General features: G+C 72.8%; 20 protein-coding genes and 3 tRNA genes. 14 read left to right on the top strand and 9 right to left on the bottom strand.

All coding sequences use genetic code 11. The features are described from left to right. Window positions 1–4 precede the first annotated feature (4 nt). Entirely contained in the window at window positions 5–1318 is a 1314-nt protein-coding gene (locus tag KBX00_RS22580) for a hypothetical protein (protein WP_210830060.1), read from the bottom strand. Window positions 1319–1451: 133 nt separating this feature from the next. Between KBX00_RS22580 and KBX00_RS22575 the strand changes: the two genes are divergently transcribed. From KBX00_RS22575 to KBX00_RS22560, 4 genes are all read left to right on the top strand, one after another. Continuing rightward, window positions 1452–2255: a fumarylacetoacetate hydrolase family protein gene (locus KBX00_RS22575; protein ID WP_210830059.1), complete on the top strand. Its 804-nt coding sequence runs from the start codon at window positions 1452–1454 to the stop codon at window positions 2253–2255. Window positions 2256–2363: 108 nt separating this feature from the next. Next, window positions 2364–2435: transfer RNA gene (locus KBX00_RS22570), tRNA-Gln, on the top strand. A gap of 138 nt (window positions 2436–2573) precedes the next feature. Further along, window positions 2574–2646 (top strand) — tRNA-Glu (locus tag KBX00_RS22565). A 188-nt stretch (window positions 2647–2834) separates the two neighbouring features. Beyond that, window positions 2835–2910: transfer RNA gene (locus KBX00_RS22560), tRNA-Glu, on the top strand. A gap of 216 nt (window positions 2911–3126) precedes the next feature. On the opposite strand, the gene KBX00_RS22555 is transcribed toward KBX00_RS22560, so the two are convergent. Further along, the gene (locus tag KBX00_RS22555; RefSeq protein ID WP_092373513.1) at window positions 3127–3813 is read right to left on the bottom strand and encodes an IclR family transcriptional regulator; all 687 of its coding nucleotides are present in this window, start codon (window positions 3811–3813) and stop codon (window positions 3127–3129) included. 49 nt (window positions 3814–3862) lie between these two features. On the opposite strand from KBX00_RS22555, the gene leuC reads away from it, so the two are divergent. From leuC to KBX00_RS22535, 4 genes are all read left to right on the top strand, one after another. After that, window positions 3863–5308, top strand: coding sequence for a 3-isopropylmalate dehydratase large subunit (leuC, locus tag KBX00_RS22550; protein ID WP_210830058.1), 1446 nt, complete (start codon window positions 3863–3865; stop codon window positions 5306–5308). 14 nt (window positions 5309–5322) lie between these two features. Continuing rightward, window positions 5323–5910, top strand: coding sequence for a 3-isopropylmalate dehydratase small subunit (leuD, locus tag KBX00_RS22545; RefSeq protein WP_210830057.1), 588 nt, complete (start codon window positions 5323–5325; stop codon window positions 5908–5910). 173 nt (window positions 5911–6083) lie between these two features. Then, window positions 6084–6689 (top strand): HU family DNA-binding protein, encoded by a 606-nt coding sequence (locus KBX00_RS22540; RefSeq protein WP_210830056.1) that lies wholly within the window; start codon window positions 6084–6086, stop codon window positions 6687–6689. Between the two features lie 149 nt (window positions 6690–6838). Further along, on the top strand, window positions 6839–8737 hold the full coding sequence (locus KBX00_RS22535; RefSeq protein WP_210830055.1) for an endonuclease/exonuclease/phosphatase family protein: 1899 nt from the start codon (window positions 6839–6841) through the stop codon (window positions 8735–8737). 126 nt (window positions 8738–8863) lie between these two features. Here KBX00_RS22535 and KBX00_RS22530 read toward each other — a convergent pair whose 3' ends face one another. The 5 genes from KBX00_RS22530 to cofC are packed head-to-tail and all read right to left on the bottom strand — an operon-like array spanning window position 8864 to window position 14515. Beyond that, complete coding sequence (locus KBX00_RS22530) at window positions 8864–9742, bottom strand: NUDIX hydrolase (RefSeq protein WP_210830054.1); 879 nt, start codon at window positions 9740–9742, stop codon at window positions 8864–8866. Next, on the bottom strand, window positions 9730–11262 hold the full coding sequence (locus KBX00_RS22525) for a CYTH and CHAD domain-containing protein (RefSeq protein ID WP_210830053.1): 1533 nt from the start codon (window positions 11260–11262) through the stop codon (window positions 9730–9732). Before KBX00_RS22525 ends, KBX00_RS22530 begins: the two co-directional genes overlap by 13 nt. Window positions 11263–11285: 23 nt before the next feature. Continuing rightward, on the bottom strand, window positions 11286–13580 hold the full coding sequence (locus tag KBX00_RS22520) for an RNA degradosome polyphosphate kinase (RefSeq protein ID WP_210830052.1): 2295 nt from the start codon (window positions 13578–13580) through the stop codon (window positions 11286–11288). Window positions 13581–13633: 53 nt separating this feature from the next. After that, complete coding sequence (locus tag KBX00_RS22515; RefSeq protein ID WP_210830051.1) at window positions 13634–13831, bottom strand: cold-shock protein; 198 nt, start codon at window positions 13829–13831, stop codon at window positions 13634–13636. Between the two features lie 45 nt (window positions 13832–13876). Further along, a complete protein-coding gene (gene cofC, locus KBX00_RS22510) occupies window positions 13877–14515 on the bottom strand; it encodes a 2-phospho-L-lactate guanylyltransferase (RefSeq protein WP_210830050.1) in 639 nt (212 codons plus the stop codon). Between the two features lie 128 nt (window positions 14516–14643). Between cofC and KBX00_RS22505 the strand changes: the two genes are divergently transcribed. The 5 genes from KBX00_RS22505 to KBX00_RS22485 all read left to right on the top strand — a co-directional run bounded on the left by KBX00_RS22505 (window position 14644) and on the right by KBX00_RS22485 (window position 19597). Continuing rightward, window positions 14644–15381, top strand: a complete 738-nt coding sequence (locus KBX00_RS22505; protein WP_210830049.1) for a 1-acyl-sn-glycerol-3-phosphate acyltransferase — start codon at window positions 14644–14646, stop codon at window positions 15379–15381. A 157-nt stretch (window positions 15382–15538) separates the two neighbouring features. After that, window positions 15539–16537 carry an NAD(P)H-dependent glycerol-3-phosphate dehydrogenase gene (locus tag KBX00_RS22500; RefSeq protein WP_210830048.1) on the top strand — a complete coding sequence of 333 codons (999 nt, stop codon included), beginning with the start codon at window positions 15539–15541 and terminating at the stop codon, window positions 16535–16537. Window positions 16538–16545: 8 nt separating this feature from the next. After that, window positions 16546–17691: a cystathionine gamma-lyase gene (locus KBX00_RS22495; protein ID WP_210830047.1), complete on the top strand. Its 1146-nt coding sequence runs from the start codon at window positions 16546–16548 to the stop codon at window positions 17689–17691. Continuing rightward, complete coding sequence (locus KBX00_RS22490) at window positions 17691–18512, top strand: putative protein N(5)-glutamine methyltransferase (protein ID WP_210830046.1); 822 nt, start codon at window positions 17691–17693, stop codon at window positions 18510–18512. Before KBX00_RS22495 ends, KBX00_RS22490 begins: the two co-directional genes overlap by 1 nt. A gap of 38 nt (window positions 18513–18550) precedes the next feature. Continuing rightward, complete coding sequence (locus KBX00_RS22485; protein WP_307869048.1) at window positions 18551–19597, top strand: ROK family protein; 1047 nt, start codon at window positions 18551–18553, stop codon at window positions 19595–19597. Window positions 19598–19735: 138 nt separating this feature from the next. On the opposite strand, the gene KBX00_RS22480 is transcribed toward KBX00_RS22485, so the two are convergent. Together KBX00_RS22480 and KBX00_RS22475 are read right to left on the bottom strand one after the other, a co-directional pair. Beyond that, window positions 19736–19936, bottom strand: coding sequence for a DUF397 domain-containing protein (locus tag KBX00_RS22480; protein WP_210830044.1), 201 nt, complete (start codon window positions 19934–19936; stop codon window positions 19736–19738). Window positions 19937–19940: 4 nt separating this feature from the next. Then, window positions 19941–20786, bottom strand: coding sequence for a helix-turn-helix transcriptional regulator (locus tag KBX00_RS22475; protein ID WP_210830043.1), 846 nt, complete (start codon window positions 20784–20786; stop codon window positions 19941–19943). A 275-nt stretch (window positions 20787–21061) separates the two neighbouring features. On the opposite strand from KBX00_RS22475, the gene KBX00_RS22470 reads away from it, so the two are divergent. Next, window positions 21062–21298 carry a hypothetical protein gene (locus KBX00_RS22470; RefSeq protein WP_210830042.1) on the top strand — a complete coding sequence of 79 codons (237 nt, stop codon included), beginning with the start codon at window positions 21062–21064 and terminating at the stop codon, window positions 21296–21298. Window positions 21299–21343 lie beyond the last annotated feature (45 nt).

Here is a 21343-nt window from a genome sequence, read left to right as displayed (position 1 = left end):
CCGGTCAGGGCACGTCGACGCGGACACCCGCGGAGAAGACCCCGCTGCGCAGCTCCAGCCGCTGTGGTGCCTCCCGCCCGTTGATCGTGAAAACCAGCGGCAGCACCACCCGGCTGCCGGCGGCCACCGGATCGGCGAACACGTCGCGTCCCTGGTTCGCCCGGCGGGTGGCCGGCTCGTCGGTGGTGACCCAGTTGCCGTTCGCCAGGTACGCCCGTTGCAGCTTGCCGTGCCAGCTCTGGTGCTCCGGAGTGAGGTTGCGGACCCCGACGGTCGCCTGACACTGCCGCGCGCCCCGGCCCGGTTCGCAGGTCATCCGGTAGACGGTGAACTCGAACGCGTCCTCGCGCAGCGGCATCCCCAAGCTCCCGGCGACCCCGGTGCCCTTCCAGGCGCCGCTGGTCGGCTGGCCGTCCGTGTCGATCGCGGTGACCCGCCGGGTGGCCGACCACGCGGCGGCGCCCAGCGTGCCGGCCAGCACGATCGCGGCCACCGGCACCACGATCCAGACCGGTGGCTTGCGGCGCCGGGCCGGCGGTCGGGGAGCGGCCGGGCGTGGATAGACGGTGCCCGGCCCGTCCGAGGCCAGTGCCGCGGCGACCGGCCGTCGGCGGCGTCGCCAGGTGAGCAGGCCCACCACGCCCAGCACCAGCAGCGCGGCGCCGGCGGCCACCAGCGCGGGCCCCTGACGACGCCAGCCGGTGGGCTCCGCTGACTGCGTCGCCGCCATTCCCGGCGCCGTCCAGGTGGCGCTCGCGCAGTCGTACGGCTGGCGGCCGTCGCTGGCGAAGGCGCACGTCGGTGCGGTCACCGGCTGTCGGGAGGCGGTCGTGGTGAGCGTGGTGCCCAGCGTGGTGGTGCTCTCCGGCGGCAGCTTCAGCCGCCAGGTCACCTCGGTGGCCGCCGACCCGCCGGGACGTAGCACCCGACCTCCGTCGCTGACCGTGGTCGCCGAGACGCCCTGGGGCAGTTCCTGGCGAACGGTGGTCTCCACCGGCTTGCTGCCGGCGTTACGGACCTCGATCCGGTACCCGGGCGCGGCGCTCCGCTCCGGCGCGACCCGTACGCTCACCTTCGGCCTGGCGGCCGGCGAGACCACCCGGGTCGGCGTGGGCACCGCCGGTGGTGCCGCCGGCATGCTCGGCTCGGGTGCGGCGGACGCCGCCGGTTGGAGCTGCCCGGCCGCCGGGGCGTGCGAAGCGGTGGCCGCCGGTGCGTTCGCGGCGGTGGCCGTCGGCAGCACCGGCAGGGCGGTCAGCAGACCGACGCAGTGCACGATCGCCGCGAGGGTCCTGTGGTGTCGTGTCGATGCAGGCATACGAACGAACCTCCGCAGCCGACGCTAGGTGCGGGCTCGCGCCGGGCGGGTACGAAGCGGTGAATCCGGCCCCGGTGGTGCGCGGCGCGGGTAAGCTGCGGCGACCGTACGCCGGCCGCACTACATTGGCCTGGTGCGTATCGCTCGTTTTGCTCATGCCAAGGGAATGTCGTTCGGCGTCGTCGAGGGGGAGCCGGAGGCGGGCCCGCAGGGGCTCACCATCGCCGAGATCTCCGGCCACCCGTTCGGCCAGATCACGTTCAGTGGGGTCCGCTGGGCGTTGTCCGACGTCCGGCTGCTCTCGCCGATCCTGCCCAGCAAGGTGGTCTGTGTCGGCCGCAACTACGCCGAGCACGCCGCCGAACACGGTGCCGAGGTGCCGAAGGAGCCGCTGTTGTTCCTGAAGCCCTCCACCTCGGTGATCGGCCCTCGGGATGCGATCCGGCTACCGGAGTTCAGCAAGCAGGTCGAGCACGAGGCCGAGCTGGCGGTGGTGATCGGCGCACCGGGTGCCCGCCGGGCTGACCGGGCCGCTGCGGAACGGGCCATCTTCGGCTACACCTGCGCCAACGACGTCACCGCCCGGGATCTGCAGCGGTCCGACAGCCAGTGGACCCGGGCCAAGGGGTTCGACTCGTTCTGCCCGATCGGGCCGTGGATCACCACCGGGCTGGACGTCACCGACCTGGAGATCCGCTGCGAGGTCGGTCGCGACCCGGAGGAGATGGAGGTGCGGCAGCTCGGCCGCACCGGCGACATGGTCTTCGACGCGCCGGCACTGGTGTCGTACGTCTCACACGTGATGACGTTGCTGCCCGGTGACGTTGTGTTGACCGGTACCCCCGCAGGGGTTAGCCCGCTCACGGACGGGGATACGGTGAGCGTCCGGATCGAGGGGATCGGTGAGCTGACGAACCCGGTGGTGTCGGCCACCTGATCGCCGTTCTGACTGCCGTTTTGGCAGCTCAGGAGTGGTTTGGGGAAGTCGATTTGGCCTGTCGGTGCCGGGAGGGTAAAGTTTGTTCCCGGCGCCGCAAGGGGCCAATGGGGTATGGGGTAATTGGCAGCCCGACTGATTCTGGTTCAGTTAGTCTAGGTTCGAGTCCTGGTACCCCAGCGCAGCCGAGATTCGCCACGAATCGAGGTCGCTGGATTCTGGTGGAGTTCGGCACCGAGGCACCGCGAGGGGCTCCGGTAGCGAGATCTGGTAGAGTTCGGCGGCACCGGCCGAAAGGGTGGTGCCGCGATATGTTCTGGCCCCGTCGTCTAGCGGCCCAGGACGCCGCCCTCTCAAGGCGGTAGCGCCGGTTCGAATCCGGTCGGGGCTACAGGTTCATACGGCTCGTTCCGCCGCTGCGGAGCGGGCCGTTTCGCTTCTCCAGGCCCGCCTCGGTGGGGCGGTGCCCGTGACGGATCGGCTGCGTCCCCGACCCGCCACCCTTGTGCGGCAGTGGGCGGCGGCGCCGCTAGACTACTGCCGCACCGCCCACCGGGCTGGTGAATCTGGAAAGTACCTGGCCCCGTCGTCTAGCGGCCCAGGACGCCGCCCTCTCAAGGCGGTAGCGCCGGTTCGAATCCGGTCGGGGCTACCACCGAAGCCCGTCTCGCCCGCCGAGACGGGCTCCTCTCAACCCCCCCCACCCCACTCAGCCCTGCCCTGCCCTGCCCTGCCCCACCCCACCCCGTCCCGCTGATCATGAAGTTGTTGTCCGGCCGCCCGGCGTGGCGTGACAATAACTTCATGATTAACGGGGTGAAGCGGCTGGGGTGGGGCGGCTGGGGTGGGGCGGGGTGGGGTGGGGTGGGGGTTAGAGGCCGGAGAGGCGTTGGCCGGCTCGGACCACGGCCATGGCGTGGCGTTCGCCGGGGCGGCGGCCGAGGCGCTCGATGGGGCCGGAGATGCTGATGGCGGCGATCACGCGGCCGGTGCGGTCGCGGATCGGGGCCGAGACGCTCGCCACACCTGCCTCGCGTTCGGCGACGCTCTGCGCCCAGCCGCGGCGGCGGACCTCGGCGAGGGTGCGGCCGGTGAACTTCGACCGGGGCAGCAGCGGCATCACCGCCTCCGGCGGCTCCCAGGCGAGCAGGATCTGCGCCGCCGATCCGGCGATCATCGGCAGCACCGAGCCGACCGGCACGGTGTCGCGCAGCCCGCTGGCCCGCTCGGCGGCGGCCACACAGATCCGCTCGTCGGCCCGACGCAGGTAGAGCTGGGCGCTCTCGCCGGTGGCGTCCCGCAGGGCGGCCAGCAGCGGCTCGGCCGCGGTCAGCAGCACATCCGGCGCCGCGTTCGCCAACTCACCCAGGCGCGGGCCGGGACGCCAGCGACCCTGGGTGTCCCGGACCAGCATCCGGTGAATCTCCAGCGCCTGCGCCAGCCGGTGCGCGGTGGCTCGGGGCAGCTTCGTGCGTTCAACAAGTTCGGCAAGGCTGGCGCCGTCGACACAGGCGGCCAGGATGACCACCGCCTTGTCGAGAACGCCGACACCGCTCATACTGTGTCCCACAAGCCGAAATTTACCTCCCAGAATTTAGGATGTCCAGATGGTGGGAGTCACTCCTGAGCCGAGGACCCTGGCCGAGAAGGTCTGGGACGCACACATCGTCCGGTCCGCTGATGGTGAGCCCGATCTGCTCTTCATCGACCTGCACCTGCTGCACGAGGTGACCAGCCCGCAGGCGTTCGACGGCCTGCGCATGGCTGGCCGTCGGGTGCGGCGCACCGACCTCACGCTGGCCACCGAGGATCACAACACCCCGACCGGGTATGCCGATCCGTCGTTCCAGCAGCGTCGCGGCGACCTGCTCACCATCGCCGACCCCACCTCCCGTACCCAGATCGAGACGCTGCGACGCAACTGCGCCGAGTTCGGCGTACGGCTGCATCCGCTCGGCGACGCCAACCAGGGCATCGTGCACGTCATCGGCCCGCAGCTCGGCCTCACCCAGCCCGGCATGACAATCGTCTGTGGCGACTCGCACACCGCCACCCACGGCGCGTTCGGAGCCCTGGCGTTCGGCATCGGCACCAGTGAGGTGGAGCACGTGCTGGCCACCCAGACGCTGCCGCAGGCCCGCCCGAAGACGATGGCGGTCACGGTCGACGGCCGGCTCGGCCCCGGTGTCACCGCCAAGGACCTGGTGCTCGCCCTGATCGCCAAGGTCGGCACCGGCGGCGGGCGCGGGCACATCGTCGAGTACCGGGGCGAGGCGATCCGGGCGTTGTCCATGGAAGGTCGGATGACGATCGCCAACATGTCCATCGAGTGGGGCGCCAAGGCCGGCATGATCGCGCCGGACGAGACCACCTTCGCGTACCTGAAGGGGCGGCCGAACGCCCCCAGCGGCGCCGACTGGGAGGCGGCGCTCGCCTACTGGCGGACCCTGCCCACGGACGAGGGGGCGGTCTTCGACTCCGAGGTGACGCTGGACGCCGCCGAGATCACCCCGTTCGTCACCTGGGGCACCAACCCCGGGCAGGGCGCGCCGCTGGGTGCGGTCGTGCCGGACCCGGACGAGTTCGTCACCGAACCGGAGCGGGCCGCCGCCCGCCGCGCCCTGGCGTACATGGACCTGCGCCCCGGCACCGCGCTGCGTGACCTCGCCGTCGACGTGGTCTTCGTGGGTTCGTGCACCAACGGTCGCCTGGAGGATCTCCGGGCCGCCGCCGACGTGCTGCGCGGCAATCGGGTGGCCGACGGGGTACGCATGCTCGTGGTGCCCGGCTCGGCCGCCGTGCGCGAGGCCGCCGAGGCGGAGGGGTTGGACAAGGTCTTCACCGACGCCGGAGCCGAATGGCGCTTCGCCGGCTGCTCCATGTGTCTGGGCATGAACCCGGACACGCTCTCCCCGGGGCAGCGCGCCGCCTCGACCTCCAACCGGAACTTCGAGGGCCGCCAGGGCCGCGGTGGGCGCACCCACCTGGTCAGCCCGCCGGTGGCCGCTGCCACCGCCGTCGTCGGCCGGCTGGCCGCTCCCGCCGACCTGTAGAAGGGCTGCGACAGATGGACAAGTTCACCGTGCACACCGGCACCGCCCTGCCACTGCGTCGCTCCGACGTGGACACTGACCAGATCATCCCCGCCGTGTACCTCAAGCGGGTGACCCGTACCGGTTTCGCCGACGGGCTGTTCAGCGCGTGGCGGGAAGACCCGGGATTCGTTCTCAACGATCAAGCATATTCAGGAGCGTCGATTCTGGTTGCCGGTCCCGAGTTCGGCACCGGGTCATCGCGGGAGCACGCCGTGTGGGCGCTGCGCGACTACGGCTTCCGAGTGGTCATCTCGCCGCGCTTCGGTGACATCTTCCGCGGCAACGCCCTGAAGGAAGGGCTGCTTCCGGTAGAGCTGGAATTGAAAGCCGTCGAAGAAATCTGGAGTCTGGTCGAGGCGAATCCGACCACCCCGGTGGTCGTCGACCTGACCGCCCGCGAGGTGCGGGTCGACACCGCCAGCTGGTCGTTCCCGCTCGACGACTTCAGCCGGTGGCGGCTGATGGAGGGCTTGGACGACATTGGACTCACCCTCCGGCACGAGGACCGGATCAGCGCCTTCGAGGCCGACCGACCGGCCTTCCTACCCCGGGTCGCGTAGCCCGAACACCCCGATCCGCAGCCGATTCCGCCCCCACCGGTGCCACCGGTGGGGGCGAATCCGTTACGACACAAGGGCTTTTTTCCGCCGAATGTTTGTGTCCCGCCAGCACAGGGCATACCGTGCGCGCAGAATGGCTCGCGTCGAGTCAGTTGCACAATCAGGAGGAAGTCGTGAACAAGGCCGAGCTCATCGAGGCGCTCGCCGTTCGCCTGGGGGACCGGAAAATGGCGACGGCCGCGCTCGACGCGGTCCTCGCTGAGGTCCAGGCGGCGGTTACCAAGGGCGAGAAGGTGGCGATCACCGGATTCGGAGCGTTCGAGAAGCGGGTACGCGGCGCGCGAACAGCCCGCAACCCGCGCACGGGGGAGGCGGTGAAGGTCAAGAAGACCTCGGTGCCGACGTTCCGCCCCGGCGCCGGGTTCAAGGAGATGGTGGCCAGCGGCAAGGTGCCGAAGGCCACGGCGGCGGCGAAGAAGACCGCCGGAGCCACCGCCAGGACCACCGGTGCCAAGGCGACCGCGGCGAAGAAGACGACCGCGGCCAAGAGCACCGCAGCCAAGAAGACCACGGCGAGCAAGACCGCGGCGGCCAAGAAGACCACCGCGACCAAGACGACCGCGAAGGCCGCTCCGGCGAAGAAGGCCGCCACGAAGAAGGCCGCCCCGGCGAAGAAGACCGCCGCGGCGACCAAGGCGACGGCGGCCCGCAAGACCGCGACGGCCAAGAAGGCTCCGGCGAAGAAGGCGCCGGCCAGGAAGGCCGCGACCCGGCGCTGAGCCGGTCGTACGACGAGGGCGCCCGCCGGTACGGTGGGCGCCCTCGGCACATCCACCCGACGGCTCACCGCCACGGCGGAAACCGTTGACCGGTCCGGAACCCGGCCAGCAGAATCGCCGCACCACCCCTCGCCGGAAAGAGAACCGGGTTGAGTCAGCGTCGTCTCGGCACCACCACCCTGGCCCTGGGACTCGTCGTCCTGACCGACGTGCTGCGGGTCTTCCTGCCGTCGGTAATCACCATCTTCGGTCAGGCCGCGTCCACCCCGGCCGAGCTGCTCGGCGCGTTCGCGGTCGGCTGGTTCGTGCTGGCGCTCGCCGCGCCGGCCCTCGTCGCGCGGGTCGGCCCCGCCACCGTCGGTGTCACGGCGGTGCTGGTGCTCGGTGCCGCCCGACTCGCCCTTACCGCCGCGCCGGGTGGCCAGGCCCAACTGTGGCTGGCCAGCGCCGGTCTGCTCGCTGGTCTGGTCTGGCTGGCCGCCACCGCCGCCCGGGTCGGGTACCCGTTACCCGGGCTGGTGCTGGGGCTGACCGCGAGCGCGCTGGTCCACGCCCTGCTTGGCACGTACGACCTGGTGTGGTGGCAGCGGTGGCCGGCGTGGGTGGCAAGCGTGGCGGTGGTGGCGGCGCTGCTGGCCGCCGAGACGGCCTTCGGCCGCGCCGCCGCCCGGCCGGTCCACGACCAGCCGTCGAACCGCCGGGGCTGGCTGCTCGTCGGGCCGGCGCTGCTGCTCGGCGGCATGGTGGCGCTGTCACCCGCGGTCGCGACAAGCGCCATGTCCTACTGGTACGGCGAGGCGGGCACCGCCGCGCCGCCGCCGTTCGCGTTGGCGCCGCTGGGCGCCGCGGCGCCACTGTTCCTGCTCGCCGCGCTGACGCCGTCGCGCCCACGGTGGCGACCGGTGCCGCCGGTGCTGCTGCTGGCCGGGGCCCTGCTGTTCGGCTACGGCCCGCCGACACTGCTCACCGTCGCCATCCTGGCCAGCGCGGCGGGGCTGGGCGGCTGCCTCGGCCTTGCCGGTGGTGGACCGTCGCCGCAGCGGACCGGCGCCGGACCGGCATACGCGGCGGTGGGCGGGATGCTCGGCTTCGCCGTCGCCGCGTTGGTGTACTACGCCGCCTACGATCTCGGCTACCCCAACGAGTGGGTACCGGCCGTGGTGGCCGCGCTGACCGGGATGGTCGCGATGCGCGGCGGGGCCGCGCCCGACCGGTACCGGTCACCGCAGGCGAAACCCGCGCCGGGGCTCCCCCGGTGGCGGCTGGCGGTGCTGGCCGGCGTCGTCGCCCTGTCCGCCGCCTGGCTGCACGGGCCGTGGCTGGTGGCCAGCAACCGGAGCGGGCCGCCGGAGCAGGTGCGGCTGGTGGCGTACAACATCCGGATGGGCTTCGGCCTTGACGGCCGCTTCGACCTCACCGCACTGGACCGGGCGGTCGGCCGGGCCGACGTGGTGGTGCTCAGCGAGGTCGACCGGGGTTGGCTGCTCAACGGTGGCCACGACACGCTGGGCCTGCTCGCCGCCCGGCTGGGGATGCCCTACGTCTTCGCGCCGGCCGCCGACCCGTTGTGGGGCGACGCGGTGCTCAGCCGCTGGCCGGTGCAGCGGGCCCGAACCCGTGCGCTGCCCGCCGTCGGCGCGCCCACCGGGGCACAGGCGCTCGGCGTCACCGTCGACCTCAGCGCCGGCGTACGCCTGGCCGTGGTGAGCACCCACCTGCAACCGCCGCCCGGCACCGATCCGGTGGTCCAGGCCCGCGCCGTGGCGGACTTCGCCACCGGGTACGCCGACGGCGCGCCGCTGGTGGTCGCCGGTGACCTCAACACCGAGCCGGGCGATCCGGCCTTCACCGCGTTCACCAGCGCCGGTCTCGTCGACGCGCTGGCCCCCGCCCGCCCGCTGCCGACCAGCCCGGCGGACGACCCGCGCGAGCAGATCGACCACGTCTTCGTCTCACCCGACCTGGCCGCCGCCGACGCGGTCGCGGTGCCGGGCACCGCCAGCGACCATCTGCCGGTCGCCGTCACCCTCACCCTGCCCGACCGCTGAGGCGGGCCGCCTGCTCTGCGCGGTGCGCTTCCACGGCGGTGCGCAGGGCGAGGGATGCCGCTGTGTGCCCTGTCGAGCTGAACCGGCTGTGCTATCGCCGCCGCCCGTGAATCGGCCGCGCGAGGGTCAGAGGCGGTCGGCGGCGACGAGGCGGTCACCGGTGAAGGCGAGCAGCCAGCCGCCGCCCTTGTCGGTGGTGTAGTCGCCGCACCGCCCCGCCAGCCGCTCCAGGGCGCCGGGGATCACCTTGCCCTGACTGCACACCGCCGCTGGTTCCCCGGCGGCGGCCAGCGCGGCCAGGCGTGCGGCGGCGGCCAGTACACACTCGTCGGGCTGCTGGCCGGCGCTCGGCTCGTCCAGGTCGCCGCAGACCTCGATCGGCAGGTCCAGCGCCGCCGCCGCCGGATCGAGGGTCTGCACGCACCGGCGTGGTGACGCGGATAGCAGCCGCGCCGGCCGGATCAGCCCGATCAGCGGTGCCAACGCCTGTGCCTCGGACCAGCCCCGGGCGTCCAGCGGTCGCCCAGTGTCCGGGCCGGGCCAGGCCAGGCGTTTACCGGCGTGCCCGTGCCGCACCAGCACCAGGGCCGCGGTGACCGGCGGCAGGGCCGCGAACGCGGCCAGCACCTCCACGTCGTGCGGATAGCTCACCAGGGTCATCGCGTCGTCGACGGCCAGCCAACGGACCTCGTCGACCTCGGTGTCCGGCTGGAATCCGCCGGTGCCCACCGCCCGCATCGACCAGTAGTCGACCACCTTGAGCCGGCCCTCGCTGCGGTAGCGCACCGAGGGCAGCCGCAGCTGCGGCGCGGCCTGCGCGTCGGCCTCCTCGGCGACCTCCCGGGCGGCGGCGAGCAGCGGATGCTCGCCCGGCTCCAGCTTGCCCTTGGGCAGGGTCCAGTCGCCGTACCGGGGCCGGTGCACCAGACACACCTCGACGTGGTCGACCCCCGCCGGCCGCCACACCACCCCGCCGGCCGCCCGGATCGCGGTCACGCCAGCCACCGGGTCCGGCGTCGCCGGCTGGCGCGCCGCCAGGCGTACGGGAAGTCCGCCCGGGCCCGCCGCACGGTCGCCCGCTCGCGCTCCAGCAGCCGGCCCGCGGTCATCGCCAACTGATGGTCGTCGGGCCGAGCCTCGGCCACCGCGCGCCAGGTCTCGGCGGCCACCGCCGCGTCCTGGTGCTCACCGAGCAGGTTCTGCACCTTCGCCAGCGCCCGGGCCAGCTTCGCCGCGTCCCCGCCGAGCACCGGCGCGACCGCCGTCACCGCCGAGCGGGCCTGCTTACCCTGCTTGCGTACGGTGTGCCACTGCTCGTCCGGCCCGGCCGGGTGCAGCATCGCCACGCCGCTCGGCTTCTTCGATGTGCCAACCAACCGTCGCCACGGGCGGGCCACGAGTCCCGGCAGCACCCGCCGCGCCGGTGCGCCCGCCCGGGGCGTGAGTCGCGGTGCCCGGGCCGCCAGCACCAGTGCGTCGACCAGGGCGAGGTACCGGGGCGAGCGCAGCGCCTCGTCGACCCCGGTCAGCGCCTCCTCCTGCCAACCGGCGAGTACGGCGTCCAGCCGGTCGACCGCCGCCGGATCCACCGGAGCGACCGGGTCGGCGGCGGCGGTGCGGCGCAACCGCTCCCGCAGCACCTCCGCGTCCCGGGCCGCCCCCAGGGCGTCCGCCAGCCATTTCAACTCGGTACGCAGCGGCCGGGCCCACGCGGGACGGACCAGCGGGCCGAACGTCTTCAGGTCGCTGCGCAACCGCCGGCAGGCCACCCGCATCTGGTGCACGGCGGTGTCGTCGTCGCCGACCGGTGCGCGCAGCCGGACCAGCGGGTCGTGCGCCAACAGCCGGGCCACCTCGCGGCGTACCGCCTCGGTGACCACCGCCGCGGCACTCGGATCGGCCGGCAGTTCGTCCGGGGCGACCAGGTCCGGTTCGGCGGTGGCCGCCCGGCCGAGCGCGCGTACGTGCTTGGGGGTGAAGTCGCCGCCCCGGGCACCGGCGTCGCGCAGCAGTTCGGTGAGCCGGTCGAGCAGTGCGCCGTCACCGGCCTTGCGCTCCACCTCCACCTCGCGGAAGGCGGCGGTGGTGTTGCCCTCCGCGTCCAGCACGGTGACCTGGTCGTCGACCACCTCGGCCAGCACCCGGCCGGTCTCGTCGACGATCTCGTGGGCGTGCCGGACGGTGCGCACCACCGCCGCCGGGGTCAGCGCGGCACCCCGGTGGAACACGGTGACCAGCTCGACCAGTTCCGCCGGCATCGCGTCGGGCGGGCCGGAGCGGGAGATCTCGTGGCGGACACCGGGGCTGCCGGTCGGCAACTTCACCGTCCACGGCAGCTCGTCACCCTCGCGGTACCGCAGCGAGACACCCGCCCGGGCCAGCCGCAGGTCCACGGTGTCGTGGTAGGTGGCGACGAGGGTCACCGGCGCCAGCGCCCGGACGCTCCCCGACGCCGGCACGGCGGGGGAGAGGTCGGGCAGCAGCCACCCGGCCTCCACCGCGAACTTCCGTTCCTCCTCGACCATCTGCCCAGCCTATTCTCGCGCGCTCAACCGGCCGTGCTGCCGACGCGACGCAGCAGCAGGTGCTGAAGGTGGCTCAGCGGTGCCTCCGGCCGGCCCGCCCGGCGGCTCCAGGTGCCGTCGCCGGCCAACTCGAACGCGTCCACGTCCGGGCTCATCGCGGCACCGAGCACGTGGTCCAGCTCGGCCCGGGCCACCGGATCGGTGACCTGGACCAGTGCCTCCACCCGCCGGTCCAGGTTGCGGTGCATCAGGTCGGCGGAGCCGATCCAGAACTCCGCGTCGCCGTTGTTGCCGAAGCGGAAGACCCGGGAGTGCTCCAGGAAGCGACCGAGGATCGAGTGCACCCGGATGTTCTCCGAGAGCCCGGGCACCCCGGGTCGCAGCGTGCACATCCCCCGGATGATCAGGTCGACGTGCACGCCGGCCTGGGAGGCCCGGTACAGCGCGTCGGTGATCTCCTCGTCGACGAGCGAGTTCACCTTGAACTGGACGAGACCCGGCATGCCCAGCCGGACATGGTTGGTCTCCCGTTCGATCCGCTCGATCAGGCCGCTGCGGATGCCCTGCGGTGCCACCAGCAGCCGCCGGTACGCGGTCTGCCGGCTGTACCCGGTGAGCACGTTGAACAGGTCGGTCAGGTCGGCGCCGATCTCCGGGTCGGCGGTGAGCATGCCGAAGTCCTCGTAGAGCCGGGCGGTCTTCGGGTGGTAGTTGCCGGTGCCGATGTGGCAGTAGCGGCGGATCTGGTTGCCCTCCTGGCGTACCACCAGGGCGGTCTTGCAGTGGGTCTTCAGACCGACCAGGCCGTACACCACGTGGCAGCCGGCCCGCTCCAGCGTGCGGGCCCAGCCGATGTTCGCCACCTCGTCGAAGCGGGCCTTCACCTCGACGAGCACCACGACCTGCTTGCCGGCGGCGGCGGCGTCGACAAGCGCGTCCACGATCGGTGAGTCACCGCTGGTGCGGTACAGCGTCTGCTTGATGGCCAGCACGTTCGGGTCGGCGGCGGCCTGCTCGATGAACCGTTGCACGCTGGTGGCGAAGGAGTGGTACGGGTGATGCACGAGCACGTCGCCGTCGCGCAGGGTGGCGAAGACACTGCGCGGCACCTCGCCCTCGGCGAGCCGGGGGTGGGTGGCCGGCACGAACGGCGGATCCTTCAGGTCCGGCCGGTCGGCCTCGCCGTACAGCTGCCACAGCGCGGAGAGATCCAGCAGACCACGGACCCGCAGTACGTCCTGGGTGTCCATGTCCAGTTCCCGGACGAGCAGTTCCAGCATGTGGTCGGAGATGGAGGCGGCCACCTCCAGTCGTACCGGCGGGCCGAAGCGGCGGCGGGCCAGCTCCCGCTCCAGCGCCTGGAGCAGATCCTCGTCCCGGTCCTCGTCGACCTCCACCTCCGCGTTGCGGGTGACTCGGAACAGGTGGCACTCGACCACCTGCATGCCGGAGAAGAGCTGACCGAGGTGCACCGAGATGAGATCTTCCACCGGCAGCATCCGGACCCCGGGCCGGTCCCGGTCGACCCGGACGAAACGGGGCACGTTGTTGGGCACCTTCACCCGGGCGAACAACTCCGGCCCGCCGTCCGGGTCGCGTACCGCGACGGCCAGGTTGAGCGATCGGCCCGAGATGTACGGGAACGGGTGGGCCGGGTCGACCGCCAGCGGGGTGAGAACCGGGAAGATCTTTTCCCGGAAGTAGGTGCGTAGCCGTTCCCGCTCGGCGTCGCCGAGGTCGGACCAGCGCAGTACCCGGATGTCCTCGGCGGCGAGCTTGGGCACCAGGTCGTCGACGTAGCAGGCGGCCTGCCGGGCCACCAGCGCGGCGGCCTTCTCGGAGATCAGCGCAAGTTGGGTACGCAACGGCAGTCCGTCACCGCCCCGCACGGGTAGCCCGGCGGAGAGCCGGCGCTTCAGCCCGGCCACCCGCACCATGTAGAACTCGTCGAGGTTGCTGGCGAAGATGGCCAGGAACTTGGCCCGCTCCAGCAGTGGGGTGTGCGGGTCCTCGGCCAGGGCGAGCACCCGGGCGTTGAAGTCGAGCCAGGACAGCTCCCGGTTGAGGAACCGGTCCTCGGGCAGGGGGTGAGCGGACGGCGGCTCGTCGGCGGGCTGCGGCAACCCCGGTTCCGAGACCGGGTCCAACACCTCCTCCAGGCCGGCGGAGGCCGCCGCCGGGTCGGTGTCCGGGCCGTCGTCGAGAGTCGGGCGGGTGCTGCGGAACCGGCCGTCGGTCCCCCGGGGGCGACCTCCGTTGCGGCCGGTGGTGTCGTCGGTGGCGGCGGGGCTGGCGGGACGTTCGCGAGGGGTGCTCACCCGCCCATAATCACCCGAACTCGGTTAACGCAAAATGAACTTGCGGCGGGTTGTCAGGACATCGTCGGCAGCGTCACGCGGACGACGTCGCCGGCGGCGTCGGTCTCCACGCGCACCCGCTGACCGAGGCGGAGCAGGCGCAGCCCGGAGGCGTCGAACGCCCGGGGCGGGAAGGGCAACTCGGTGCCGTCGTCAAGCAGCAGCAGTCCGCCGCGGGTCGCCGCGTCGAAGGTCGCCACCGTGCCCTGCATGCCAGCACCGTACCGAACCCTCCGGCTGGCGCGCACACCCGCCGTTCAGGTGGAGAAGGACTCGGTGAGGCAGCCGGCGGCCAGCGACGTGGTGCGCGGACCCAGCCCGAGTCGCGCCGCGGCGGCCAGGTCGTCGGCGGTGTCCACATCACGCCGCAGGCTCGGCCAGCCGCCGGTGAGTGGACGGGCGCCGCTGGCGGCGTGCGCGGCGGCTGAGCCGGGTCCGAAGCGCGGGTCCAGGGGTACGCCGGGCGGGGCGGCCAGCAGCACGGTGCCGGTGCCCGGGGCGTCGGTCACGAACCGGCGTACCCCGGGCGGTCCGGTGAGCGCCGCGTGCAGCGCCGCCGCCAGCTCGGCCGGGCGCAGGGCCGGCAGGTCGGCGGTCAGCCCGGCCACCCAGCCGGCGGCGTCCGCCGCGCCGTGCCGGAACGCGGCGTTGAGCCCGGCCGCGACGTCCGGCAGCACCCGGGCACCACCGGACCGGGCCACGCCGGCGACCCGGGCATCGTCGGTGACCACCAGCACCTCGGCCACCCCCGGGCAGTCCTGCACCGCCGCCAGGGTGTCGGCGGCCAGCGCCAGAGCCAGCTCCTGGTGGGGTACGCCCGGCAGCCCGCCACGCAGCCGGGTCTTCGCGGCTGCCAGGCGCTTGACCGGCACCACCACCGTCCAGGGCTGAGTCACGCCTGCCATCCTGCCAGCCGGGCGGCGGTACCCTCACTGGCCGTACCCGGGGCGAGCAGGCATGATTTCCGCTGCGGACCTCACCGGGCTCCTCCGGTGGCGGGTCGGGGCGGGCATGAGGAGGCACGGTGGGTCGGCGGAGGCTGGGATTCTGGCAATGGTTCGCCGTGGTGCTGGTGAAGCCGGTGATGACCGTATGGACCCGGCGTACCTGGCGGGGGATGGAGCACCTGGACCAGGACGGTCCGGTGATCATCGTGCCGAACCACATCTCGCATGCCGATCCGCTGGTCTCCGCGCACTTCGTCTTCGACGCCGGGCGATGGCCGCAGTTCCTCGGCAAGGCGAGCGTGTTCAAGGTGCCGGTGATCGGCTGGATCCTGCACCGGTGCCGGCAGATTCCGGTCGAGCGGGGCTCGGTCGACGCGGTGAAGTCGCTGGACGCCCTGGTCAAGGCGCTTGACGCGGGCGGAGCCGTGATCATCTACCCGGAGGGCACCACCAGCCGGGAGCCGGACCTGTGGCCGATGAAGGGCAAGACCGGCGCGGCCCGGCTGGCGCTGGCCACCGGCGCCCCGGTGGTGCCGCTGGCGATGTGGGGACCGGAGCGGATCTTCGATCCGCGCCGCGCCCGGATCAACCTGCGACCGCGTATCCCGGTGACCGTGGTGGCCGGGCCGCCGATCGACCTGAGCCGCTGGGCCGGCACCGCCCCGAGCCGTCAGGTGTTGGAGGAGATGACCGAAGTGATCATGCTGCGGCTGCGGGACATGCTCGCAGACATCCGGGGTGGCACGCCCCCGCCGCTGTGGCAGCGCTCCACCCGCCCCCAGCCCGACCGCCAGCGCCCGGAGGCGGCGGCATGAGCGAGCGTCAGCGAGCGAATCGTCGGTGCGGTGCGGTGGTGCCTCATGGCGGCGCGGAGCGTCAGCGGAGTGCCGGCATGAGCGAGCGTCAGCGAGCGAATCATCGGTGCGGTGCGGTGGTGCCTCATGGCGGCGCCGACCGTAGGGAGGCGGCGGCGTGAGTGGGCAGGTGGCGGTGCTGGGGGCGGGGTCCTGGGGTACGGCGTTCGCGAAGATCCTCGCCGACGCCGGCCGGGAGGTGACGCTCTGGGCGCGGCGCCAGCCGATCGCCGACGTGATCCGGGCCGAGCGGTGTAATCCCGAGTACCTGCCCGGCGTGGTGTTGCCGGAGCGGGTCACCGCGACCGGCGACCCGGTCGAGGCGATCAAGGGTGCCGAGATGGTGGTGCTGGCGGTGCCGTCGCAGACCCTGCGCGGCAACCTCGCCGAGTGGGTGGAGCACCTGCACCCCGAGGCCACCCTGGTGTCGCTGATGAAGGGCATCGAGCTCGGCACCACCAAGCGGATGAGCGAGGTGATCGTCGAGACCGCCCGGGTCGCCGCGGACCGGGTGGTGGTGGTGTCCGGCCCCAACCTGGCCCCGGAGATCGCCGCGGAGCAACCAGCGGCCACCGTGGTCGCCTGCACCGACTCCGACCGGGCCACCCTGGTGCAGCGGTCGATCACCACGCCCTACTTCCGCCCGTACACGAACGACGACGTGATCGGCTGCGAGCTGGGCGGGGCGGTCAAGAACGTGATCGCGCTGGCGTACGGGATCGCCACGGCGATGGGCTTCGGCCACAACACCCGGGCGATGCTTGTCACCCGTGGGCTGGCCGAGACCGCCCGGCTCGGGGTCGCCCTCGGCGCGGATCCGCTCACCTTCGCCGGCCTGGCCGGGATGGGTGATCTGGTGGCTTCCTGCTCGTCGCCGTCGGCCCGCAACCGCACCTTCGGCGAGCACCTCGGCCGGGGTGCCACCCTGGAGGAGGCGCGGGTGGCCACCCGGCAGACCGCCGAGGGGGTGAAGAGCGCGCTGGCGATCCGGGATCTGGCCCGCGCGCACGGGGTGGAGATGCCGATCACCGAGCAGGTCGAGCTGGTCTGCCACGAGGGGGTGGATCCCCGGCTGGCGGTCCAGGCCCTGATGAGTCGTACCACGAAGCCGGAGTGAGCAGCACCATGAGCGAGCGTGACACCCCAGAGCCGCACGACCAGCCGGCGCAGGGGGACGGCACCCGCTGCGTGCACGCCGGCCTGCCCGAGCCCACCCCGGGCGCGCCGTTCCTGCCCGGGCCGGTCTTCGCCGCGCCGTACCATCTCGACCCGGTGCAGGGGCCGGCGGCGGCCCCGAACGGGTACGGGCGTCCGGACAACCCGACCCGCCGGCTGCTGGAGGCCGCGGTCGGTGAGTTGGAGGGCGGCGACTGCCGGGTCTTCGCCAGCGGTCAGGCGGCGATAACCGGGCTGCTGCTGGCGGTGCTACGGGCCGGTGACGCGGTGGTCCTGCCCGCCGACGGGTACTTCCCGGTGCGCGCCTTCGCCACCGACACCCTCGCCGGCAACGGCGTACGAGTGCTGTTCGCACCGACCGCCGGTCCGTACCCGGACCTCGACGGGGTACGGCTGGTGCTGGTGGAGACGCCGGCGAACCCGGGGCTCGACGTGGTGGACCTGCCGGCGCTCGCCGAGCGGGTGCACGCCGCCGGTGCCCTGCTGGCCGTGGACAACACCACCGCCACCCCGCTCGGGCAGCGGCCGTTGGACCTCGGTGCCGACGTGGTGGTGGCCTCCGGCACGAAGGCGTTGACCGGTCACTCCGACCTGTTGCTCGGCTACGTCGCCACCCGGTCGGCGGAACTGCTGTCGACGGTCACCGCCTGGCGTACCGCGACCGGTGCCGTGCCGGGCGCGTTCGACGCCTGGCTGGCCCACCGGTCGCTGGCCACCCTCGACCTGCGCCTGGCCCGGCAGACGGCGAACGCGCAGGCGCTGGCCCGACTGCTGGCCGGGCGCGCCGACGTCGCCGGGCTGCGCTGGCCCGGCCTGCCGGACGACCCGGCCTACCCGGTGGCGGTGCGGCAGCTGCGGCGGATGCCGGGCGTGCTCTCCTTCGACCTCGGTAGCGCCGAACGGGTCGCCCGCTTCCTCGACGCGGCCCGGCTGGTCGTCGCGGCGACCTCCTTCGGCGGCCTGCACACCACCGCGGACCGGCGGGCGCAGTGGGGCGACGACACCGCGCCCGGTTTCGTCCGGCTCTCCTGCGGCGTGGAGGACCCCGCCGACCTGGTCGCCGACGTCGCGGCCGCGCTGGACGCCGCGGCCTGATGGGCACGCCGGTCTTCCCGGTCGGGTACGCCGCCCTGGTCGCCCGGCTGCGGCGGGCCGGCTGTGTGTGGGCCGAGGAGGAGGCCCGCCTGCTGCTGGCCGTCGACGCCGGCCCGCAGACGCTTGCGGACCTGGTCGATCGGCGGGTCGCCGGCGAACCGTTGGAGTACCTGCTGGGCTGGGCGGAGTTCTGCGGCGAGCGGATCGAGGTCGACCCGGGCGTCTTCGTACCCCGGGCGCGTACCGCCCTGCTGGTGTCGACGGCCGTGGCGGTGACCGGGCCGGCGGCGACGGTGGTGGAGCTGTGCTGCGGCGCCGGTGCGATCAGCCGGGTGTTGGCGCGTCGACTCGCCGCACCCCGGCTGCTGGCCGCGGTCGACGTCGATCCGGCGGCGGTGGCCTGTGCCCAGCGGAACCTCACGGCTATGGGAGTGCCCGTCCTCGTCGGGGACCTTTTCGATCCGCTGCCGGCGGCCTGGCGTGGCCGGCTCGACCTGGTGGTGGCGAACGCCCCGTACGTGCCGACGGTCGCGATGGCCCTGCTGCCGCCCGAGGCCCGCCGGTACGAGGCCGCCGCCGCGCTCGACGGTGGGCCGGACGGGCTGGCCGTGCTGCGTCGGCTGGCCGCTGCCGCGCCGGACTGGCTCGCGCCGGGCGGACACCTGGTGGTGGAGGTCGGCCGGACGCAGGTCGAGCGGTTCCGGGCGGTGCTGACCGAGGCCGGGCTGGTGCCGTCGGTGGTGCGTGACGACGCCTCCGACGCCATCGCGATGACGGGCCGATGCCCGGACGACGTGGCGGGCGGGCGGTACGAGAACTAGCCTCACGTCAGGTTGTGACGGTGGGAGGCGGAACTCGGGTGGACAGCGCAACGGTGGTCGTCGGGATCGACAACGGTGGCACGACAAACAACGCCACCGTGCTCACGCTTGACGGACGGTTCCTGGTCGATCGCCTGGTGGAGACGCCGAGCCGGGTGCAGGAGGGACCGGAGGCGGCGGTGGCGGCGATGTCCGACGCCTTCGACGGCGTGCTGGCCCTCACCGGGGTCTCCCGCGACCAGGTGGGTGCGGTCGGTCTGGACACCCCCGGCCCGGCCAGTGCCGGCGGCGTCATCTCGTCGAAGGGTTCCACGAACTTCTCCCAGCCGGCCTGGCGCGGCTACGACGTCCGGGGCGCCCTCGAACGTCGGTTGGGTCTGCCGGTGATCTACCACAACGACGGCAACGCGGCCGCGCTCTACGCCCATCATGTTCATTTCGGGACCGACGCGATGCGGCGCTCGTCGGTGTCGGCGATCGTCGGCACCGGACTTGGCGGTGGCCTGATCGAGCACGGCCGGGTGATCTCCGGTGCGGCGGGGATGGCCGGCGAACTGGGGCACGTGCAGATTCCGTTGACCAGCGTGTTGGCGCCGGGACAGCCGGTGCCGACCTGCGCCTGCGGTTTCGCCGGTGACGTCGAGAGCGTCGTGTCGTTGACCGCGATCGAGCACAACCTGCTGCCGTACTGGTTGACCCGCTTCCCGGGGCATCCACTGGCCGGCGAGTCGCCGCAGCGGGCGGCGAAACTGGTACGCGGCTACGGCGAGCGGGGCGACGAACTGGCCCGGGAGATCTTTGCCCAGCAGGCGAGGGCGCTCGGTGCCCTGTTCACCATCGCGGCGAACTTCACCGATCCGCATGCGTACTTCGTCGGCGGCGGCGTGGTGGAGACGGACCCGGTGTTCCGCGACTGGTTCCTGGCCGCCGTGCGGGAGCACACCCTGCTCCGGGTGGAGCAGGCCGCCCTGGCCACCTTCGCCCTGGTGCCGGAGCGCGACATGGCTGGTGCGCGGGGCGTGGCGCTGGCGGCGCTGGAGGCGATCCGGGCGTTGCCGTCGCCGCCGCCACTGGTCGGCGACTGAGCGGACGACGACGGAGGGGCTGACCGGGCCGGCGGTGCCCTTACCGGCCCGGTCAGCGGCTCTGGGGTGCGGTTCCTCCGCCGCTCAGCGGGTTGGCGGTGCCTGCGCCGCTCAGCGGGTTGGCGGTGCCTGCGCCGCTCAGCGGGTTGGCGGTGCCTGCGTGAAGGCGCTCCACGCGGCCGGCGGGAAGCTCAGCAGCGGGCCGTGCGGGTCTTTGGAGTCGCGTACGGCGACGGTGCCGGGGACGACCGCCATCTCGACGCAGGCGCCCTCGTCACCGCTGTGGCTGCTCTTGCGCCATCCCGTCACGGCCACCGCCGCGCTGATCTCCGGTGTCATCGCCTTACCGTCCCTTCAGGAGTTTGAAGATAGCCTCGCGACTGTCCGTCGGGCTGAGCGCGACGGTGCGCAGGTGCTCCATGATCTTGGTGCAGGTACGCAGGTCGCCGGGACGGTCGAGGATCATCTGCCCGGCGACCGTCTCCACGGAGGCGATGATCGGATCCTCCGGGTCGGCGAATTCGAGGATGTGCAGGGAGCCCCGGGTGCCCCGGTGGTAGCCGGCCACCAACGGGATCATCTGCACGGTGATGTTCGGCAGCTCACTCATCTTGAGCAGGTGGCTCAGTTGGCCCTGCTGCGCGGAGTCGTCACCCACCGGGCGGAGCAGCGCGGCCTCGTCGAGAATCGCGTCGAAGATCGGCGGGTCTTCCTCGAAGATCCGCTGCTGCCGGTCCAGTCGCATGCGCACCCGCTCCTCGACGTCGTTGTCGCTGAGGGTGTGCGGTCCGCCGCGCATCACGCCGCGGATGTAGTCAGCGGTCTGCAACAGGCCCGGCACCACCGACGGCTCGAAGTTCGCGATGGCCACGGCCTCGGCCTCCAGCGCGATGAAGTCGATGGTGCGCCGGTCGAGCAGGTACGAGTAGGACACCCACCAGCCCGGCTTGCGCGCGTCCTTGGCGAGCTGGACGGCGGCCGCGACCTCGTCCGCGCCGACCCCGTAGAGGGTGAGCAGGGCGCGCACGGTGGCCGGGCTGACCAGGGTCTGCGCGTTCTCGTAGCGGGAGAGCGTGCTGCGGGTGCTGTTGATCTCGTCAGCCGCGGTCTCCAGGGTGAGGCCGGCGGCCTCGCGATGGTGGCGCAGGGCGATGCCCAACCGGCGGGCGCGTGCGGTCTTCGGAGCCATACATAGATAGTCGCACGTATTTGGGAAGCTGTACATGAGAGAACGCCGGTGAGAGTTGCATTCACGCCTATGGAGCTGTCAATCTGTTAGCACGTCCTCACCGCCGGTTGTCGTGGCGACGGTGGTGGTGAGCGACCGGAGGGGATGAGGCGCGCGGCGGTCGGGTTTTCCCCCGTACCTGACCGCCGCGTGCCACGCCAGTTGGTCGGCCACCGGAAGGGAATCGACGTGCGGACTGGTCAGCGGGTTTTCGGCGAGTGCCGGGGCGGCCGGCGATGACACGCTTTTTGGTGGTGCTGAGCGACGTCCGCCCGTACGAGGTGGACGGCCGCAACGAGCGGCTGGCCCCTGAGCGTCGCCGCCAGGTGGTCGGTGCGAGCAGCCGCGAGGCGGCCGACCGGATCGCGGGCGCCTTCATGGCGCTGGGCATGGTGCGGGCCGGCCGGCAGCGGGTCAAGGTGCTCGCCATCGGACGCCGGCACGCGTACGGCGAGCGCGAACTGGCCGGCTGACCACGACCGTACGGTTACGTTGCGTATATGACTGGTTGACCGTTT

The organism is Micromonospora sp. C95, assembly GCF_018070465.1.
Classification (GTDB): domain Bacteria; phylum Actinomycetota; class Actinomycetes; order Mycobacteriales; family Micromonosporaceae; genus Micromonospora.
This window is presented reverse-complemented; position numbering and strand designations above follow the sequence as displayed.

Bases quoted from the DNA above. Each gene is read 5' to 3' on its own strand.
- leuC (WP_210830058.1), top strand. From the start codon at position 3,863: ATGGTGGGAGTCACTCCTGAGCCGAGGACCCTGGCCGAGAAGGTCTGG.
- KBX00_RS22555 (WP_092373513.1), bottom strand. From the start codon at position 3,813: ATGAGCGGTGTCGGCGTTCTCGACAAGGCGGTGGTCATCCTGGCCGCC.
- KBX00_RS22580 (WP_210830060.1), bottom strand. From the start codon at position 1,318: ATGCCTGCATCGACACGACACCACAGGACCCTCGCGGCGATCGTGCAC.
- KBX00_RS22515 (WP_210830051.1), bottom strand. From the start codon at position 13,831: ATGCAGGGCACGGTGGCGACCTTCGACGCGGCGACCCGCGGCGGACTG.
- KBX00_RS22490 (WP_210830046.1), top strand. From the start codon at position 17,691: ATGGGCACGCCGGTCTTCCCGGTCGGGTACGCCGCCCTGGTCGCCCGG.
- KBX00_RS22470 (WP_210830042.1), top strand. From the start codon at position 21,062: ATGACACGCTTTTTGGTGGTGCTGAGCGACGTCCGCCCGTACGAGGTG.
- KBX00_RS22475 (WP_210830043.1), bottom strand. From the start codon at position 20,786: ATGGCTCCGAAGACCGCACGCGCCCGCCGGTTGGGCATCGCCCTGCGC.
- leuD (WP_210830057.1), top strand. From the start codon at position 5,323: ATGGACAAGTTCACCGTGCACACCGGCACCGCCCTGCCACTGCGTCGC.
- KBX00_RS22480 (WP_210830044.1), bottom strand. From the start codon at position 19,936: ATGACACCGGAGATCAGCGCGGCGGTGGCCGTGACGGGATGGCGCAAG.
- KBX00_RS22525 (WP_210830053.1), bottom strand. From the start codon at position 11,262: ATGGTCGAGGAGGAACGGAAGTTCGCGGTGGAGGCCGGGTGGCTGCTG.
- KBX00_RS22495 (WP_210830047.1), top strand. From the start codon at position 16,546: ATGAGCGAGCGTGACACCCCAGAGCCGCACGACCAGCCGGCGCAGGGG.